Consider the following 19326-nt stretch of genomic DNA (forward strand, 5'->3'; position numbering starts at 1 on the left):
TACATGCAGTACTTACTTTTCAGGAGCAACTAAAAGTATCCAGCATTACTTGGCACTTAGGTTATGTCACTTCCCCCACGAATCCTTCAAAGTCGTCACCCGGTTAAACACAGGTTTTCCCACAGCAGAATCCACGCGATCAGCAACAAAATAGCCGTGGCGTTCGAACTGTAAACGCGTATCTGGCGTGACGTCTTTCATGCCTGGTTCTACATAGGCTTTGACGATTTCTAATGCGTTTGGATTGAGCAGTGCCATGAAGTCTTTGCCGCCTGCATCCGGGTTGGCATCGGTGAACAAGCGGTCGTACAGGCGCACTTCGGCTTCTAAGGCATCGGCGGCGTTGACCCAGTGGATGTTGCCTTTGACTTTGTAATTGGCGCTGCCCTCGGTGCCGGATTTACTATCGGCGAAGTAGTTGCAATGCACAGCAATCACATTACCGTTTTCATCTTTATCGCAACCGGTGCATTCAACGACGTAGCCGTAACGCAGGCGCACTTTGTTGCCTGGGAACAGGCGGAAATAACCTTTGACGGATTCTTCCATGAAGTCTTCTTGTTCTATCCACAGTTCTTTGCCGATGGTGAATTCGCGGTTGCCGCGTTCCGGGTGGTGCGGGTGAACGGGGGCGGTGCAGGCGACATTCTCATTTTCCGGGAAGTTGTCGATGATCAGTTTCAACGGGCGCAGCACGGCGGTGGCGCGTGCTGCTTTCGGGTCGAGGTCTTCGCGCAGACAGCCTTCGAGTGTGCTGTAATCGATCCAGCCATCAGAGCGGGTCACGCCTATGCGTTCACAGAAAAGCTGGATGGATTCTGGTGTGTAACCACGGCGACGGATGCCGACGATGGTGGGCATGCGCGGGTCGTCCCAGCCGCTGACGATATTTTGTTCGACCAGTTGGCGCAGTTTGCGTTTGCTGGTGACGACGTAGGTTAAGTTCAGCCGGGCAAATTCGTACTGGCGTGGTACGGGTTGTTTGAAGAAACCACCTTCGGCTGCGCGGGCGATGATCCAGTCGTAAAACGGGCGGTGATCCTGAAACTCTAAGGTGCAGATTGAGTGCGTGATGTTTTCGATTGCGTCTTCCAATGGATGTGCGTAGTCGTACATCGGGTAGATACACCATTTGTCGCCGGTACGATGATGATGGGCGTGACGGATGCGGTAGATCGCCGGGTCGCGCATATTCATGTTGGGTGATGCCATGTCGATTTTGGCGCGCAGGATGTGTTCGCCGCCCTGGAATTCACCAGCTTTCATGCGGCGGAATAAATCCAGAGATTCGGCAGCCGTGCGGTCGCGGAAAGGCGAATTCACGCCGGGCCTGGAGAAATCACCGCGATTGGCAGCCATGTCTTCGGCAGACTGGCTGTCGACGTAGGCGTATCCGGCGTTGATGAGGTATTCGGCAATTGCGTAGAAGGTGTCGAAATAATCGCTGGCGTAGTAGAGATGGCTAGCACCGCCCTGTTCGGGACTATCGTTCCAGTCGAAACCTAACCATTTGACGCTGTCGATGATGGTGTCGACGTATTCCTGATCTTCTTTTTCCGGGTTGGTGTCGTCAAAGCGCAGATGGCAACGGCCAGCGTAATCGCGCGCCAGACCAAAGTTCAGGCAGATCGATTTGGCGTGACCGATGTGCAGGTAGCCGTTGGGTTCTGGCGGGAAGCGGGTGATGACGTTCGGCATGCCGTCGCGGTGGTAAGTGCCAGCGGCATTATCGTTGTCGATGATGGCGCGCAGAAAATTAGAGGCTGGCGCTGCGGTGTCGGAAGTTGCCGGTGCTGTGGCTTTATTTTTGTTGTCGTTGCTCATATCAGATAATGGGTCGATGTGTGTTGATGTTGTGCTGCGATGCCGGAGCACTCTGCGGCGCAGGGGGGAAGAATAGCAAAGCCGGATCAGAAAAACTGTCAGTTTGCTATTTTCCCGGAATCGCATCATTTTACCGTAGCGCAGCACAGAAAGCGTATTTCTTGTACGGAAGGAGCAGAGGGAGGACGCCCGGTTTAGCTATCAGATGCTGACGGGGCAGGAAGGAAAAGCAGGGTGATGACCTGAACAATCATCAAAATCATCACCATCATCAGAAATCTTTGAATTCAACCCGGTTTCTGCCGCCGCGTTTGGCATGGTAGAGCGCATTGTCTGCGCGTATCATCATTTCCAGAATACTGTCCGGATAGCGGTAGGCGGTCACGCCGAAGCTGGCAGTGATTTTTCCGGCTTCGCCAAAATCGTATTCCATAATGGCGTGACGTAATTTTTCTGCGATGGAAACCGCGCCATAAGAGGCGGTTTCGCGGAAAATCACGAGGAATTCTTCACCTCCCCAGCGTCCTACGGCATCAAGGCTGCGTACATGGTTGCGCAGGATCTCGGCAATGCCGATCAGTACCTGATCACCGGTCTGGTGGCCGTACGTGTCGTTGACCAGCTTGAATTTATCGACATCGACAATCGCGATCGCAAAGTTGCCGCCATAGCGCTGGCATCTGAGGTGCTCTTCCTCAAGAATATTTTCGAGTTTGAAGCGGTTGTAGAGACCGGTCAGGCGGTCGGTATTGGAGAGATGTTCCAGTGCCTGATTTTTCTGCTCGAGTTCACGGGTCCGGTCGGCAATCATCTTTTCGAGATTGGCATTAATTTCCAGCAATTTGTCGTGACTGCTCTGTATTTCTTCCGCCATCAGGTTGAAACCGTTTTCAAGTTGTTGCAATTCGCCGCCAGATGCAGCGGGAATGCGGACGCTCAGCTCGCCTTTTGCCATTCTGTGCACGCCATTGATCAGGCGCGATAGCGGGCGACTCAGGTCGCGGCTCATACCCAGGGCCAGTATGGATGCAGCGGCAGTGCCAATGATGCCGATCAGTAATGTGCTCAGCATAAAGATCGCTTTACTGTGCTTGCTGGCTTCAGTACTCAGCTCCAGATGCACATAACCCATCAGTTTGGGCTGGGCAGCAGTTACCTGGGGCGAACGGTCAAACAGGTCGTATTCCTCGTCTTCCGGTTTGCCCTGATAAACAGGAGCACCAAAAATCAGGTTGCTGTGTTTTCCCTTGAGTACCTTACCCTGTAGTGCCGCCTGGATGTATTCGGACCGCAGGGTTTCAGGTTTTCCGCCATAGGCAAGAATGTGATGTTCATTGTCCGTAATAATGACGGCTTTTGCATCCTCTTCACGCATGACGGCTTGTGCCAGCCCTTCCAGCACGGTGCGGTTTCCGGAAAAGACGCCGTACTCGCAGGCTGGCGCCAGATGACGCACGATCAGCGCGCCGCGGGCATGCAGGGCGCCATCAATTTCGGTGACGCCGACGAGCATGACCATCATCGTCAGCAATAGTGTGATGGTACAGACCGGCGCAAGCGCCAGAAACAGGATACGACGGGAGAGTTGCCAGTCTTTCATTGCACCTGCTCCGTTTGTTGTCTTAGCTGGCGTTGCAATTCTGCTTCCGGTTCGATATTGAGACTCAGCGACCGTGCAACCTGCGGATTGGTATTGACTGAGAAATAGCGTGGATACTGTGGCGGCGGCAGGCTGACAGTACCAGACAGGCTGGCGATCAGTTCGGCAACCTGCTGACTGATTTGCGCAGGCTGGCTATATACGGCGGCCAGTGCACCGGCTTTCACATACGAGGGCGAAAAGCCGAATAGGGGAATCTGTTGCCGGTAGCTGGTCAGCAGGATACTGGGCAAATTATTCCGGTTGTAGATGTGCGCATCAGGCACCGCGAGAATGGCGTCGCTGTTGGCGAGCAGCTTGCGCAGTGCATTGAGCAACTCTGCATCATCGGTCACGGTCTCTATATGCAGACTCAGTTCCACTTCTTTGGCAGCGCTCTGGATGGCGGGAATATATTCGGTGGATTCTTTTCCTAGCAAAATACCAACGCGAGTGCGATGCGCGAGACTGATGCGGATCAGGCGTAATTGCCGGGTCCATGACTGATCCATGAAAACGGCTGAAAAGCGCCGGCTGTCTTGCTGCCGGTTATATTGACGGGCGGTTTTCATAAAACTGGCTCGTGGAACCAGTACATTGAGCACGGCCAGATGCGCCGGTTTCTGCGCCATCACCACCATCGCGGGGGTGCCCACGGCAATGAACAGCTGGTTGCCTGCCTGCCGTGGCAGATCGTCGTTGCTGAGATTGTTGACATGAATAATTCTGGCACTGGTTTTCTGAGTATTGACCAGGGTATTTTGCAGGTGTGTCGCAAATTCGGAATAAGCGCCGCCTTCCTCGCTCAGCACGATGGTGACGCTATCGACTGCAAAACAGGAGATGCTGAATGCACACAGAAAAAACATGGTGAGCATACCCGACAGATATCTTGTCATCTTGCGATAAGGATTCTGTATGTTCGGAAAGCTCAGACAGGGCATGGGCTAAAAATCCAGTTTGAAGTTCAGTCTCGTCAGCCGGCCGGGAAATTCATTATCGTGCCGGTATTCAAAATAATGGGCATTCAGCATATTTTGCACAACCAGTGTGACTTCCGCATGTTTTCCTGCCAGCAGGAACTGGCGGCTCAGGCGCCCATCCAGACGACGGTTTCCATCTACGTAATAACCGCGATTCTGAGTCGGGTTGTAGTCTGTTGCATTGAATTTGGTTTTTGCAATCTGGTAGGCGACCAGGCTGCCTTGCCATGATTCGCTGAACGAATGACTTAACATCAGGCTGTGATTGTATTTTGGTAAAGAGTCGCTGTAAATCACACCGTTGATATTGTCACTTTTGACTCCGCCGCCGGACAGGCCATAGATGACGCGGGTTTTGTCCGACAGGGGAGCTTTCAGCTGCAATTCATAACCCCGCATCAGCGCGCGCCCCGCATTCAGATTGCCGCTGGCAGCCGAAGCTTCCTTGCGGACATCGATCAGATCGTGGTAATCGTCATAAAAGATACGGAAATCAATATCTGCCTTACCCATTTTTCCCATATAGCCGATTTCAGTGGACTGGACGCGTTCTGGCCGCAACTCTGGCAAGGCCGGGTAAAAATCCGGACCCCGCCAGTAGGCTTCATAAACTTTTTCATAAACTGAGGGAGAGCGGGTTGCTCTGGAATGGCTGATCCGGAAAGTATGTTCGGGGGTCACATGCCAGTTTGCGGCGATACGCGGCGTCACATCGTTGCCGGTGTAGCTGTTATGTTCAAGCATCGCTCCCGCATTGATAATGACATCGGGCCGCACGCGCCATTCGAGATTACCAAACAGACGCTGCAGATGAAATGGAAACTCACCGTACAGATACTGGTTGTCGCCGACACCGAGATAATACGGCGCATAGGTTTTGTCATAGCGCACGCTGCCGCCCCAGACCAGACGGCCATCCTGAAAAGGAGAAAAGGTATGCTGAACTTCCAGGTCAAACCGGTTGAAACGGGTATCTCCGTCGCTGATGCCATCTGAATCCCTGAGCATAGCGTCAACTTTTTCTGCGGTATGAAATGCCTTGATGGCGAGTTCTCCGCCGCCATCCAGCGCCCGTCGCCAGTTCAGCATTTCAAAATGATTTTCAGCCTGGCGGGTAATGGCAGAAACATTTTTATATTCTCCCACTTCGCGCGGACCACCATTGAATCCGAACTGGAATTCCAGCGTATCGCTGGCATTGATCTGATAATCGGTGCGCAGATTAAAAATCTGCATGGTTTTGTTATCAAATTTATTCAGTGTCCAGAACGTATTCTGGGACGTGGGATTATGAATGTAATCATCTTCGCCATTGTCTTTGCGCAGGCTGGCGGTGATGCGGTAACTGAGGTCACCGCTTTTCCCGCCATAGCGGAATACGCCTTCTGACCGGCTTCTGCCGCCGGTCAGAGATACGGAACCTCCCTGAGATTCAGCGGCATGACGTGTGATGATATTGATCACACCCAGATAGGAATTGGCACCGTAGCTGGCCGAATCGGGGCCGCGTACGACTTCGATGCGTTCAATATCGGCGATCACGATCGGCAGGTCATTCCAGTTTACACCACCGAACAATCCGGCATAGACCGAACGGCCGTCAATCAAAACCTGCATCCGGTCAGAAGTGGTCGTGGTGACCATGCCGTGATAGGCAACGGTACTGTCGCCAGAAAAATAAGGGTCGGCATGGTACGCCACATACATGCCAGGTACCAGACGGAAGATTTCTGATAAATCCCAGGCTCCGGAATCGCGGATCATCTGACGATCAATGATGGTGACCGCAACAGGTGCTTCATTGATTGGCTGAGACAGGCGTGAAGCAGACAGCACCACAGGGATATCATCGAGAAAAATCGCTTCTTCCCTGTCGCCCGGCGCAGATGCCGTGGCGGCAAAGCAGGGGAGGAACAGTGCAGCGCCCCAGAAAGTTCTGCAGCGGTGCCGGAGATTGTCAAGAAACTGGGGGGACACACTGAACACAATAGACTCCGGGACGACATTGGTACCAGTTGAGCGTAACACAGAGCAAGAACCAAAATGTCTCGGTCGCGCAACTTGCAGCTTATTTCATAGCAAGCTTTCCTCTGATTTTTGCGAAACCGCATCTGACTTTTCAGAATCATGACAAGGGCAGGGAGAAAGCTTGTTTTTGTATTAGGACTTACGCAAAGCCGCCCCGGCGGCGTTATGGCTCCTGGCCGTATATGCGTACTGTCTTCGCCGCCATGCCTTGCCGGGGCGGCTTTGCGTGAGTCCTGTGTATTAAATGAAGTGTATTTTTTTCTATGCAGATATACATTTTGATAGAAATTAGTTCACACCGGGACTTATGAATGCTCACTCCTACACGGTAGAATAGCGGGATGACTACAGAATTAACACTATCCTCCGCGGCAGGAGCAGAAGCAGCGCACGCTTTGACCTGTGACCCAAAATTTGTCCATTTGCGTGTTCACTCCGAATATTCAATTGTGGACGGCCTGGTCAGGATTGATGACGTGATCAAGATGGCTGCCAAAGACCGGCAGCCTGCCATGGCAATGACCGATCTGGCCAACTTGTTTGGCATGGTGAAATTTTATAAGACGGCACGCGGCAAAGGCATGAAGCCAATTGCCGGCTGCGATGCCTGGATCACCAATGATAATGACCGCGATAAACCCTCGCGCTTGTTGTTACTGGTCAAAAATCGCCGGGGATATCTGCAGTTATGTGAGCTGCTGGCGCAGGCATGGCTGGCGAATCAGCATCGTGGCCGGGCGGAAATCCGGTTTGAATGGCTGCAGCAATTGCATGAACGCGGCGAGGGAGGCGGGCTGATCGCGTTGTCCGGCGCGCATGCAGGGGATGTCGGTGTTGCTATTGATAATGGCAATCTGGAGCAGGCAGAACGTTGTGCGCAACGGTGGGAAAGTATTTTTCCAGGACATTTTTATATCGAAATACAGCGTGCAGGTCAGCCGAATATGGAAAGTCATATCCGGCAAGCGGTGACGCTGGCAAAGAAATTGCGGTTGCCCGTGGTCGCTACCCATCCGGTGCAATTCCTCAAAAAAGAGGATTACACAGCGCATGAGGCTCGCGTGTGTATTGCCGAGGGCGATATGCTGGCCAATGCGCGGCGGGTCAGGCGCTTCAATGATCAGCAATGCTTCAAAACCCAGGACGAAATGGCGGCCTTGTTTGCCGATATGCCAGGCGCACTGCGAAATTCGGTTGAAATCGCCAAACGCTGCAATCTCACGCTGGAGCTGGGTAAGCCCAAATTACCCGACTTTCCGACACCGGACGGCATGACGATCAATGATTTTCTGGTGTTTGAAGCAAAGCGCGGTCTGGAATTCCGTCTGCAACATCTGTTCCCGGATGAAGAAAGGCGCGAGAAAGAGCGCGCCCGTTATGAAGCGCGGCTGAAGTTTGAAACCGATACCATCATCAAGATGGGTTTTCCGGGTTACTTCCTGATCGTGGCGGACTTTATCCAGTGGGCGAAAAACAATGGCGTGCCGGTCGGCCCCGGCCGCGGTTCCGGTGCGGGTTCGCTGGTGGCCTATTCGCTGCTGATTACTGACCTTGATCCGCTTGCCTACAATTTGCTGTTTGAGCGCTTCCTGAATCCTGAGCGCGTTTCCATGCCCGACTTCGATATCGATTTTTGTCAGGAAGGGCGCGATCGCGTGATTCAGTATGTGAAGGATCGCTATGGGAAAGAGGCGGTATCGCAAATCGCCACTTTCGGTACCATGGCAGCCAAAGGCGCGATCCGCGACGTTGGGCGTGTGCTGGATTTCGGCTATAACTTCTGCGATGGCATCTCCAAGCTGATTCCTTTTAAACCGGGGAAGCAGGTGACGATTGCCGAGGCGATCGTCGAAGAGCCTTTGCTGGCAGAGCGTCAGGAAAACGAAGAGGAAGTCAAAACCCTGCTCGATCTGGCGCAGCAGGTCGAAGGCATCACCCGCAACATCGGTATGCATGCCGGTGGTGTACTGATCGCACCGGGTAAACTGACGGATTTTTGTCCTTTGTACACGCAGGGCGGCGACTCCGGCGTGGTGTCGCAATATGACAAGGACGACGTGGAAGCGGTCGGCCTGGTGAAATTCGACTTTCTGGGGCTGACGACGCTGACGATTCTTGACCGTGCAGTGCGCTATATCAAAATGCTGGATCCGGCGATGGCAGATTTCGATCTGGCCAAACTGCCGCTGGATGACCGGGCTTCTTACGAATTACTGACCAAAGCGAAAACCGTCGCTGTATTCCAGCTGGAAAGCCGCGGCATGCAGGGCATGCTGAAGGATGCGCGGCCCGATCGCTTTGAAGACATTATTGCGCTGGTGGCGTTGTATCGTCCTGGGCCGATGGATCTGATTCCGGATTTCTGCAAACGTAAACACGGTGAGAAATTTGATTATCCCGATCCGCGCACCGAAGGTATTTTGTCGGAAACCTACGGCATCATGGTGTATCAGGAACAGGTGATGCAGATGGCGCAGGTGGTCGGTGGCTACTCGCTGGGTGGTGCGGATTTGCTGCGGCGTGCGATGGGTAAAAAGAAGGCCGAAGAGATGGCGGAGCATCGTCAGATTTTCCGCGATGGTGCCGCCAAAGATGGCCTGCCACAGGAAAAAGCGGACGAGATTTTTGACCTGATGGAAAAATTCGCCGGCTACGGTTTTAATAAATCGCATGCCGCTGCTTACGCCTTGCTGTCATACCACACTGCGTATCTGAAAGCGCATCATCCGGCCGCCTTCATGGCAGCCAATATGTCGCTGGCGATGGACGATACCGATAAAGTCAAAATCTTAGTCGAAGACGCGATCGATATCTGCAAACTGAAAATGCTGCCGCCGGATATCAATCAGTCGGACTACCGGTTTATCCCGGTGGGAGAGCCGGGGAAAAAAGCTACCCAGATCCGTTATGGACTGGGTGCGGTTAAAGGTTCCGGACAGAATGCGATTGAAAACATCGTTGCTGCGCGGGAAGCTGGGGGCGCATTTAAAGACTTGTTTGATTTCTGTAACCGGGTTGATAAACGACAGGTGAACCGCCGGACGATCGAAGCCCTGATCCGCGCCGGAGCCATGGATTGTCTGGGGAAAGACCGCGCCATTTTGCTGGCAACAGTCTCTCTGGCAGTGGAGGCGGCGGAACAGGCAGATGCCGCAGCGAATCAGGTCAGCCTGTTTGGTGATGATGAAGATCTGATTCCGCCACCGGAATACATCAGTGTGCCGCCCTGGTCAGACAAACAGCGTTTAACAGAAGAAAAGCTGGCGCTGGGCTTTTATCTGTCCGGCCATCTGTTTGACGCTTACGCACCGGAAGTGCGGCAGTTTATTAAAACCACTCTGGCGAAAGTTGAGCCATCACGCGATCCGCGCATGATCTGCGGCATCATCACTGGCGTGCGCACCCAGATGACCCAGCGTGGCAAGCTGATGATCGTGACGCTGGATGACAGTACCGCTGTGGTGGAAGTGACGGTCTACAGCGAACTGATGGAGGAATTCAAGAATCTGCTCAAAGAAGATGAGTTTCTCGCAGTGATGGGGAAAGTTTCTGAGGACAGATTCTCCGGCGGCTTGCGTATCACTGCTGAAAAAGTCATGGATATCGGCCGCGCCCGGGTGCAGTTTTCTCAGGGACTGCGCCTGAAATTAAGCGCTGCCACCGATACCCGGAAGTTACAGGATTTGTTAAAGCCGCATCTGAACCCTGCAGGCTGTCCGGTGCTGATTCAGTATCAGAATGATGACGCCTGCGTTGAGCTGTATCTGTCGGACGAATGGCGGGTCAATCCCGGCGATCATTTGCGTGCAGGTCTGAGCGAATGGCTGTCTCCGAACAACGTATCGATTGAATACGCCTGATCAGATGACTCAAGACAGCGCATTTTATTCTTCACTTACTGCGTTACCGGATCAGTCTGGCAACAGCTGGCGGCGCACTTCGCCGCAGCAGGTCATGGCCTGGCTGCCGGTGACATTATTTTTTCCGGTCGGGATCATGTATGCCGGAATGCTGCTGTTTTATATCGCCCTGATTGTCGCAGGCGGATGGCGAGAAAACTGGCTGCGTTTGCAACAGCATCCTTTGCTCAGGCCGGTGTTGCTGCTATCTGCGGTCAGTCTGACGATTGCTGTGTTTCAGCCCCGGCCTGCGGAAATCGAAAATGAATTCTGGCCGGGACTGGGGCATTATCAGACCTATCTTTTCCTGTTGCCGTTTTTGATGCTGCCGGCAGGTGCCTGGCAACGCCGGGCGGTCAGGCTTTTTTTTGGCGCTGCAGTGGTGGCTGCCACTTTATTCGTGCTCAATTTTTTCCATTTGCTGCCGGATAACCGCTTGTTTCACAGTTATGCCGTGTACCTGGGAAATAAGTCTATTTTGCTGGGGATTTTATTAGCGATTGCTGCGGCCTGGATGTTGCATGAACTCTTTCTTTATAAGGAGCATCGCTGGCTTCGTATCCTGATATGGCTGTATGTCGTGGCGGTGCTCATTTTTTTATCCAAAACCCGTACCGCCAGTCTGATGTTCGCATGTCTTGTGCTGCTGATGATTTGCCGTAATTTCCGCTGGTCCTGGCGCGGCGTGCTGCTGATCGGCTTGCTGGCGACCGGGCTGGCGGCTGGCTGTAAGCTGGCAGCAGGATTGCCACGGCCTGCCAGCTGCGTTATTAATCAGGTGCAGGCACCGCCATGGGAACTGGCGCAAATCCGGATGCTGTGCACCATACAACAGGTCAAGGATTTTTCCGAAGGCCGCAAATCAACGGATGATGATGGCATGCGTGCTGAAATTTACCGCATCACAGCCGGATTGATCATGGAAAAACCGTGGACTGGTCATGGTATTGCTTCCTGGGTTCCGAATTACCGGCAAAGAGCGCAGGGTCTCAGCAGTGCCAGCATGACGACGCCGCATAACGACTATTTGCTGTATGCCACCGAATTAGGCATGCCTGGCGTGCTGGCATTGCTCTGGATCTGGATCCGGCAACTGCTGATCGCGCGTGGCATGCGGCATCATCCTGATCCGCATGTCAGGGGAAAAGCTATGTTGTTAGCCATGCTGACAGTGGCGATGATGGTTGGCGCCATGTTTAACGCGATACTGCGTGATGCGGTGTTTGGCCTTGCATTCATGATCTTGCTGGCATTGCCGCTGGCCGGAATCCGGGCTGAAAAAAACTGAAGGTACTGATCCTGACCATGTCCAGGTTACCTCGCAATGCATGACCTGCGCGGAGCAGGCAGCTTGCTATCCGCAGAATAATGATAAAAAATTGAAAAAATATGAGTCTGATTAACAAAGAAACCATTGCTGTTTTCCGGCGATTATGGGGTGCAGTCCAACCATACCGATCCCGCATCTGGTGGGCCTTGCTGACGATGCTGGGAACTGCCTCGACGGAAGTCATGTTCCCTAAGGCGCTGGGATATATCCTGGATCACGGCTTTAAAGGGGATGCCAGTCATCTGGCGTTGTGGAAAGTGCCGGTCGCTGTCATCGGGATTTTTTTGTTGCGCGGAATTTGCACATTCAGCACCAGTTATCTGATGAGCTGGGTATCAACACGCTTATTGAATGAACTGCGAGCCAAGATTTTTGACCGGATATTGAATGTTCCCATCAGTTTTTATCAGGCAGAGTCGAGCGGACGTATCATTAACACTATCATGTTTGAAGCCCAGCAGATTGTGGAGATGCTCAAGGTGTCTTTAACGACGCTGTTCCGTGATTCTCTGACGGTGATGGTGCTGCTGGCCGCCTTGTTATGGCGTAACTGGGAGCTGACGATGATTGCGCTGATCCTGATGCCAGTCATGGCCTGGCTGGTGCGGGGAGTCAGCAAGCGTCTGCGCAAGCTGAATCAGAATCAGCTGGATGTGAATAATGAGCTGACACAGGTCATTGAAGAAGCGACCCGCGCCAGCCAGGTGATTCGCATTTTTGGCGGGCAGCGTTATGAACAGCAGCGTTTTGAAGCGAAGAATGAAAAATTGCGCGGCTATTCCATGCGTACTACGGTGGCCGTTGCTTCCACGACACCATTGACGCAGCTGGCTGCAGCGGTAGCTGTTGCGGTCGTCATTATGTTTGCTGTGTCGCAGGCGAAGGAAGACGCCACCACAGTCGGACATTTTGTCGAATTTGTGAGCCTGATGATGCTGTTGCTGACACCGCTCAAACGCCTGGCCGACTTAAATGGCCCGATGCAGCGCGGCATGGCGGCAGCTGAGTCTGTGTTTGCGCTGATCGATACGCCGGCTGAACGGGATTCAGGCAAAACATTGACGCACCGTGCTGTCGGTAAGCTGGATTTTGTCGGCACCAGTTTTTCTTATCCTGGCCAACAGCAGGAAGCGCTGAAAGACATTTACCTGAATATCGCGCCGGGAGAAACGATTGCGCTGGTTGGCATGTCAGGCGGTGGTAAAACCTCGCTGGTGAATCTGGTTCCGCGCTTTTACACACCGGATTCCGGGGAGATTTTGCTCGATGGTCAGCCGATACAGGAGATTGCCCTCTCCAGCCTGCGTGAACAGATCGCCATGGTGAGCCAGAACGTGGTGCTGTTTGACGATACGCTGGCGGCAAATATCGCTTATGGTGAAACTCAGCCTGACATGGCGCGCATTTTAGCCGCGGTGCAGGCGGCGCATCTGACAGAGGTAGTGCGCGATTTGCCGGAAGGGCTCAATACCGTCATCGGTGATAATGGCAGTCGGTTGTCAGGCGGCCAGCGGCAGCGTCTGGCGATTGCCCGCGCTATCTATAAAGATGCTCCGATTCTGATTCTGGACGAAGCTACTTCGGCACTGGACACTGAATCGGAACGGGCGGTGCAGGCTGCGCTGGATGAGCTGATGCAGGGACGCACCACGCTGGTGATTGCACACCGGCTTTCCACCATAGAAAGAGCAAGCCGGATTGCAGTGCTGGTGGATGGCCAGATTGTCGAAATCGGCACCCATGCCAGTCTTCTGGCACAGGAAGGCGTTTACGCCAATCTGTACCGCCTGCAGTTTGCCGATTAAAAAGCTGACGATAAAAACTGACGAACTGCCGCAGAAATCAGACTGACAAAGGAATTTTATGATGAATCCCATATCGCGTTTTCCTGTGCCTGAATTAACCGCATTACCGGACGATATCCGCGAAAAAATCCTGGCGGTCCAGGAAAAAGCCGGTTTCGTTCCGAATGTCTTTTTGACGCTGGCGCACAGACCTGAAGAATTCCGTGCCTTTTTCGCTTACCACGATGCCTTGATGCTCAAGAGCAGCGGTAATCTCAGCAAGGCTGACCGCGAGATGATCGTGACGGCGACCAGCGCCCGGAATCAGTGTCTGTATTGTGTGGTGGCGCACGGTGCACTATTGCGGATTTACGCTAAAAAACCTTTGCTGGCGGATCAGGTTGCAGTGAATCATCACAAGGCCGATATCAGTCCGCGCGAGCAGGCGATGCTCGATTTTGCACTCAAAGTCTGCCAGGAATCACACAATGTGGGCGATGCTGATTATCTTGAACTCCATGCTCACGGCTTTGATGACGAGGATATCTGGGATATCGCCGCGATCACGGCATTTTTCGGTTTGTCGAACCGGATGGCGAATGTGATCTCAATGCGGCCGAATGATGAATTTTTTCTCATGGGACGTACCCCGCGATGACGCACGGTGTTTCATCCCCGGTAACAGACGTTTCTGCAATAACTGCTACAAATGGTGTTTCCCGCCTGCTGGTGATTGCTCCCAACTGGATTGGTGATGCAGTGATGGCGCAGCCATTATTGCGTCTGCTGAAACAGCAATATCCGCAAGCCGCAATCGATGTGCTGGCGCCGGCCTGGGTTGCGCCGGTGCTGCGTGCGATGACGGAGGTGGATACGATTCTGGAGACGCCGTTCCGCCATGGCGCATTGCAATTGCGCGAGCGCTGGCGTTTTTCGCGTTTGTTGCGTGAGCGTGGGTATATGGCGGCCTATATTTTGCCCAACACGCTGAAATTTGCCTTGCTGCCCTGGATGGCAGGTATTCGCAAACGTATCGGCTACCGGGGCGAGAGCCGTTATGGGCTGATTAATGTCATGCATTATGACGACAAGAACAAGCCGCGGCCGATGGTGGCGTTTTATGCAGCGCTTGCTTTTGCGCCGTCTGAAGGCTTGCCTGCCGGCTTGCCGAAGCCGGTGCTGACGGTCGTGCCGGAACAGCGTGATCGGGCCTTATCCAGCCTGGGGCTGAGGCAGGATCAGCCGCTGATCTGTTTTGCACCGGGAGCCGAATTCGGCACGGCAAAGCGCTGGCCACCCGGGCATTTTGCACAACTCGCGCATCATATCCTGCAACGGCATCCGAATGCCCAGATTGTGCTGCTGGGGTCCGGCAAGGACAGCGAAGTCTGTGATCTGATTCGCAGTCTGTGTCCGGCGGTTCATCATCTGGCCGGAAAAACCAGTCTCGATCAGGCGGTTGCACTGATGTCGGCAGCCACGGCGATGGTCAGCAATGACTCCGGGCTGCTGCACATTGCCTCGGCGCTCAACCGGCCGGTGATTGCGATTTATGGTTCTACCGATCCTGATCACGCGCCGCCGTTTTCAGATATCGCCTGCTCGCTGTCGCTGAAACTGGAATGCGCGCCTTGCCGGCAAAGGGAATGTCCACTGCAGCATCACGATTGCATGGAAAAACTGTTGCCGGAAATAGTGTGGCAGCCGTTACAGCGCATGTTGCCAGCACTTGCCGGGCATGCGCTTGAGCATGAAGGAAAGTAAGTGGCAATGAAGCAGACAAAAATCATGCTGGAAAATTTTGCCGGCATGTCGCTGCCGGGCTGGGACGTGCTCACGCCGTCTTATCAGCTGCGTCATTTCGGTAAGAACGAAAATATTTTCACGGTGGGCGAATGGCAGCCTTATGTATATGTTGTCCGCAGCGGCATTGTCAAGCTGACTTATCTTAGTGAAAGTGGTGAGGAATGGATCAAGTCGTTCATCAGTGAAGGTGATTTTTTTGCCTGTCCTAACGTGCTGATTACCGGACTGACAACCGATTATTTCGCCACCGCCGTCGATGCCTGTGACATCGAACAGGTTGATTATGCCGCCGTTAACCAGCTGACGGAACAATATCCGGTGTGGCAGCGGGCGATCCGTCAGTTGCTGGCCCAGCATATCGTACGCAAGGAACAGCGAGAGCGGGAACTGCTGACCATGGCGCCCGAGGCGCGTTACCAGTCTTTTCTGAAAACATATCCGACCATTGCAGCACGTATTCAGCTGCGCGATGTTGCTCATTATCTGGGCGTCACGCCTGAAGCGCTGAGCCGTATCCGCAAGCGGATTGCATCAGACTGACTCAGATTGATCTGACTGGCCGGATATAATTTGGCCAGTCAGCGCTTGTGTTCACTCTTCAAAAATATATTTTCCCGGAGCAGCACCCAATGCCGGATCGTCATGCGGATGCGGGGCCTTGATTTTGGCAGCGGATGAATGCTGAGTCAGCCATTGCTCCCAATAATTCCACCACGAGCCGGATGTTGTTTCTGCTTCCTGCAGCCAGATTTCCGGATCATGGTAGCTGAGCATGCGATGTCCGGCAGGCAGATGCTGGTAGCTGCGATGGGCGTGACCCGGTTCCGATACGATGCCCGCATTATGCCCGCCTGAGGCCAGTACAAATTCGATTTTGGCATCGGTCAGTACATGAATCTTGTACACGGAACGCCACGGTGATACGTGGTCTTTTGCTGTTCCCACCACAAACATCGGTGCCTGAATATCACGTAACGCGATGGCATGTTGATTGACTTCGTAATGCCCTTTCGCCAGATCATTATGCAGGAACAGATGTTTCAGATACTCGCTGTGCATGCGATACGGCATGCGGGTGGTATCGGCATTCCAGGACATCAGGTCGTTTGGCTGGGTACGCAAACCAAGCATGTAGTCGCGCATGATTTTTGACCAGATCAGATCACGGGAATTGAGTAGCTGAAAAGAGCCGGACATCTGCTTGCCATCCAGATAGCCTTGCTTCCACATCAGGGCGTCCAGCATTGCCAGCTGACTTTCGTCGATGAACAGACCGAGTTCCCCGGGTTCGCTGAAATCTGTCTGTGCAGCGAGCAGCGTGATACTGCGGATTTCCACCGGATGAGGGATTTCCTGACGCGCAATCTGACCGGCCAGCGCCGCTGCTCCAATCGCCAGCAAGGTACCGCCCAGGCAATATCCCACCGCATGTACCGGGCGGTGGAAACGATGATGAATGTCATTCAGTGCGGCAAATAGCCCGCTGCTGAGATAATCGTCCATACCCAGATCACGGTCATTTTTATCGGGATTGCGCCATGAGATCATGAAGACCGTATGCCCTTGCTCCACCAGAAACCGGACCATGGAATTATGTGGCGACAAGTCAAGGATGTAATACTTCATGATCCAGGACGGAACGATCAGGACAGGTTCCGCGCAAACGGTGGCGGTTTGCGGAGAATATTGAATCAGTTCGATCAGATGATTACGGAACACTACTTTTCCCGCTGTCAGGGCGACATCGCGACCTGGCTGGAAAGTTCTGACCGGATGATCATCCTGATTGCAGTGATCCGGGAGTTCACAACCCACGTCCTGCAACCAGTGCAGCCAGCCTGACAGCAGATTTTTACCGCCGCTTTGCTGTGTGGCATCGATGATTTCAGGGTTCAGCCAGCCGTAATTGGAAGGTGACGTCACATCAAGCAGCTGGCGCGCCATGAACTGCACCACATCTTCGTGATGCGCGGTGACACCGCGTATGCCGGTGGTGGCGCTCTGCCAGAAATCCTGCGTTTGCAGAAAAGCTTTGCTCATGGCATTGAATGGCCATTGAGCCCAGCCGGGATGAGAAAAGCGGTTATCCGGTATGGCGCTGTCTGCTGCCGGTGCTGCGCCCGGATTCGCGGAGGGTGTCGCTGGCGTCGTCATCTGCGCCAGATTGTTCCGCAAGAAAGCAGGCCATTCTGCTGCCTGCTGCTGCCACATGCCGATCAGATCGAGTTGCTTACCGGGGGCGGTTGCCAGATGCATGGCCCAGTCCATCCATGCCAAGCTGACACTGGCCGGAGAAATCCCACCGGTCAGTTTGGCGATGTGGTTCTGCAGGGCCATATCCAGCGGGCTGACTGCCGCTTCTTTTCCGGTCAGATAACAGATCGGGGAATGCGGTGTATTTTCTGCTGGCGTGCCAGGGCCGGGCTGGCTTTGCTGAATGACGGTATCGGGCGTCTGGGCAGGTTTGGTCTTGCGCATCGGAGAATCCTCAGGTGATGGGCTCAGGTCGTGATTTTGATTGTCACAAAATGCAAGGTTGTTCGAATTGATTCGAATCAATTTGATTGTGCACTCACAGCAATACACTACGATGACTTATGCCTGCTGTCGCGCAATTCAACATGGTTTATACATCAACAGCAGGGTATGATGTGATATTTTTATTGCTTAATTGATCATTTTTGTCTGACAACCACGCCGGAAAATGACTGGAAAAGTATGAAAAACAGGATATTTCCAATTTATTTGATCTGCATCAGTCTTTTTGCGATGAGCTTGCCTGTCAACGCTGCGGAAACACTGGAACAGGCCTGGAGCATTGCTATGCAGCGCGATCATCAGCTTTTTGCGGCACAGCAAAAAGAGTTGGCGGCACAATCCATGACTGGTGCTGCGCGCGCAAATTACCTGCCAAAGCTGACGCTGGAATCCGGTTATCTGCGGACAGAAACCGAACCTGCTGCAAAAATCAGTATTCCCGCCTTACCTATGCTCAAAGGAGCCAGCCTGCCGTTTGCCCAGGATGCCGCTTATTTTGGCGGCGTCACCATATCGGCACCGCTGATCACTAGCGGAAAAATTGCATCCGGCGTGGCTGCAGCCGAAGCACTGAGCGAGGCGGCAGCTGCACAAACCACATTGACACGCAGTGAACAGAAACTGGCTGTCGCATCATCTTATATTGCGGTACTACGCGCTGAACATGCGGTCGCCGTGGCACAGAGTCATATTGACGCAGTCAGCAAGCATGTCAGTGATGTACAGCAGCTGGCAACACAAGGATATGTGGCGCGCCATGATCTGCTGGCCTCCGAAGTGGCACTGGCGAATGCGCGGCAGCTCGGCTTGCAGGCCAATAATGCGCTGGAACTGGCGCGGGCAGCTTACAACCGCTGGCTGGGACGCAGCTTTGAACAACAGGTGGCGCTGGCGGATCTGGCGCTGTCTGCCGACAGTCAGACAGAAACAGCGCTCGCTACCTTATTGCAAACAGCCAGTACGGAGCGCCGGGAGCTGCAGGCGCTCGATCGTCAGAGCGAAGCTTACCGCCAGCAGGCATCCGGCATCCGGTCCGGACAACTGCCACAGCTTGGTATCAGTGCCGGTTACAACAAACTGGAAAACCGGTATCTCGCTGCGGATAAAGGCTGGTGGGTCGGGCTGGTCATGAAATGGGAAATTTTTGATGGCGGACTGATCCGTCATCAGGCCTCCCAGTTATCGGCCAATGCGCAGGCTATCCGCGAGCTGGAGCAGGATGCACGGGAAAAAATTGCCTTGCAGGTCAGACAGTCATGGCTGAACCGCCAGGAAACCAAAGCGCGCCTACAGCTGGTGGCAAAGGCTGTCGAGCAGGCAGATGAAGTGTTGCTGCTGGCGCGAGAACGTTACCGCGAAGGGCTCGCACCGAACAGCGATGTGCTGGATGCAGAAACGCGGCGTCTGCAGGCGTATTCCAACCGCGATAACGCCATTTATGACAATGAACTGGCACGTTTGCAATTACTGCATGTCACCGGTCAACTTTGATGGA

The 19326-nt window shown here is 53.6% G+C and carries 12 protein-coding genes; 7 read left to right on the forward strand and 5 right to left on the reverse strand.

The window, feature by feature from the left end:
- Window positions 1–66 precede the first annotated feature (66 nt).
- The 4 genes from H8K27_RS05540 to H8K27_RS05555 all read right to left on the reverse strand — a co-directional run bounded on the left by H8K27_RS05540 (window position 67) and on the right by H8K27_RS05555 (window position 6432).
- The gene (locus H8K27_RS05540) at window positions 67–1824 is read right to left on the reverse strand and encodes a glutamine--tRNA ligase/YqeY domain fusion protein (protein WP_186862207.1); all 1758 of its coding nucleotides are present in this window, start codon (window positions 1822–1824) and stop codon (window positions 67–69) included.
- A gap of 271 nt (window positions 1825–2095) precedes the next feature.
- Window positions 2096–3424, reverse strand: coding sequence for a diguanylate cyclase (locus tag H8K27_RS05545; RefSeq protein WP_186862208.1), 1329 nt, complete (start codon window positions 3422–3424; stop codon window positions 2096–2098).
- The gene (locus tag H8K27_RS05550; RefSeq protein ID WP_186862209.1) at window positions 3421–4341 is read right to left on the reverse strand and encodes an ABC transporter substrate-binding protein; all 921 of its coding nucleotides are present in this window, start codon (window positions 4339–4341) and stop codon (window positions 3421–3423) included. Before H8K27_RS05550 ends, H8K27_RS05545 begins: the two co-directional genes overlap by 4 nt.
- Window positions 4342–4410: 69 nt before the next feature.
- On the reverse strand, window positions 4411–6432 hold the full coding sequence (locus H8K27_RS05555; protein WP_186862210.1) for a TonB-dependent receptor plug domain-containing protein: 2022 nt from the start codon (window positions 6430–6432) through the stop codon (window positions 4411–4413).
- A 383-nt stretch (window positions 6433–6815) separates the two neighbouring features.
- Between H8K27_RS05555 and dnaE the strand changes: the two genes are divergently transcribed.
- The 6 genes from dnaE (at window position 6816) to H8K27_RS05585 (ending at window position 15833) form a co-directional block, all read left to right on the forward strand.
- Window positions 6816–10334, forward strand: coding sequence for a DNA polymerase III subunit alpha (gene dnaE / locus H8K27_RS05560; RefSeq protein ID WP_186862211.1), 3519 nt, complete (start codon window positions 6816–6818; stop codon window positions 10332–10334).
- A 4-nt stretch (window positions 10335–10338) separates the two neighbouring features.
- Complete coding sequence (locus H8K27_RS05565; protein WP_186862212.1) at window positions 10339–11661, forward strand: O-antigen ligase family protein; 1323 nt, start codon at window positions 10339–10341, stop codon at window positions 11659–11661.
- A 101-nt stretch (window positions 11662–11762) separates the two neighbouring features.
- Window positions 11763–13508 (forward strand): lipid A export permease/ATP-binding protein MsbA, encoded by a 1746-nt coding sequence (msbA, locus tag H8K27_RS05570; RefSeq protein WP_186862213.1) that lies wholly within the window; start codon window positions 11763–11765, stop codon window positions 13506–13508.
- Between the two features lie 61 nt (window positions 13509–13569).
- A complete protein-coding gene (locus H8K27_RS05575) occupies window positions 13570–14145 on the forward strand; it encodes a peroxidase-related enzyme (RefSeq protein WP_186862681.1) in 576 nt (191 codons plus the stop codon).
- The gene (gene waaF / locus H8K27_RS05580) at window positions 14142–15251 is read left to right on the forward strand and encodes a lipopolysaccharide heptosyltransferase II (protein WP_186862214.1); all 1110 of its coding nucleotides are present in this window, start codon (window positions 14142–14144) and stop codon (window positions 15249–15251) included. Before H8K27_RS05575 ends, waaF begins: the two co-directional genes overlap by 4 nt.
- A 6-nt stretch (window positions 15252–15257) precedes the next feature.
- Window positions 15258–15833 (forward strand): Crp/Fnr family transcriptional regulator, encoded by a 576-nt coding sequence (locus H8K27_RS05585; RefSeq protein WP_186862215.1) that lies wholly within the window; start codon window positions 15258–15260, stop codon window positions 15831–15833.
- 51 nt (window positions 15834–15884) lie between these two features.
- On the opposite strand, the gene H8K27_RS05590 is transcribed toward H8K27_RS05585, so the two are convergent.
- Window positions 15885–17771: a PHA/PHB synthase family protein gene (locus H8K27_RS05590; RefSeq protein ID WP_230418965.1), complete on the reverse strand. Its 1887-nt coding sequence runs from the start codon at window positions 17769–17771 to the stop codon at window positions 15885–15887.
- Between the two features lie 291 nt (window positions 17772–18062).
- Here H8K27_RS05590 and H8K27_RS05595 point away from each other — a divergent pair, with 291 nt between their 5' ends.
- Window positions 18063–19322, forward strand: coding sequence for a TolC family protein (locus tag H8K27_RS05595; RefSeq protein ID WP_186862216.1), 1260 nt, complete (start codon window positions 18063–18065; stop codon window positions 19320–19322).
- Window positions 19323–19326: the final 4 nt, after the last annotated feature.

It is taken from the genome of Cognatundibacterium griseum (genome assembly GCF_014284195.1).
GTDB classification, from domain to species: Bacteria; Pseudomonadota; Gammaproteobacteria; order Burkholderiales; family Burkholderiaceae_D; genus Undibacterium; species Undibacterium griseum.

Coding starts and splice junctions, on each gene's coding strand:
- H8K27_RS05540 (WP_186862207.1), bottom strand. CDS start 1,824: ATGAGCAACGACAACAAAAATAAAGCCACAGCACCGGCAACTTCCGAC.
- H8K27_RS05545 (WP_186862208.1), bottom strand. CDS start 3,424: ATGAAAGACTGGCAACTCTCCCGTCGTATCCTGTTTCTGGCGCTTGCG.
- H8K27_RS05550 (WP_186862209.1), bottom strand. CDS start 4,341: ATGCTCACCATGTTTTTTCTGTGTGCATTCAGCATCTCCTGTTTTGCA.
- dnaE (WP_186862211.1), top strand. CDS start 6,816: ATGACTACAGAATTAACACTATCCTCCGCGGCAGGAGCAGAAGCAGCG.
- H8K27_RS05565 (WP_186862212.1), top strand. CDS start 10,339: ATGACTCAAGACAGCGCATTTTATTCTTCACTTACTGCGTTACCGGAT.
- msbA (WP_186862213.1), top strand. CDS start 11,763: ATGAGTCTGATTAACAAAGAAACCATTGCTGTTTTCCGGCGATTATGG.
- H8K27_RS05575 (WP_186862681.1), top strand. CDS start 13,570: ATGAATCCCATATCGCGTTTTCCTGTGCCTGAATTAACCGCATTACCG.
- waaF (WP_186862214.1), top strand. CDS start 14,142: ATGACGCACGGTGTTTCATCCCCGGTAACAGACGTTTCTGCAATAACT.
- H8K27_RS05585 (WP_186862215.1), top strand. CDS start 15,258: ATGAAGCAGACAAAAATCATGCTGGAAAATTTTGCCGGCATGTCGCTG.
- H8K27_RS05590 (WP_230418965.1), bottom strand. CDS start 17,771: ATGCGCAAGACCAAACCTGCCCAGACGCCCGATACCGTCATTCAGCAA.
- H8K27_RS05595 (WP_186862216.1), top strand. CDS start 18,063: ATGAGCTTGCCTGTCAACGCTGCGGAAACACTGGAACAGGCCTGGAGC.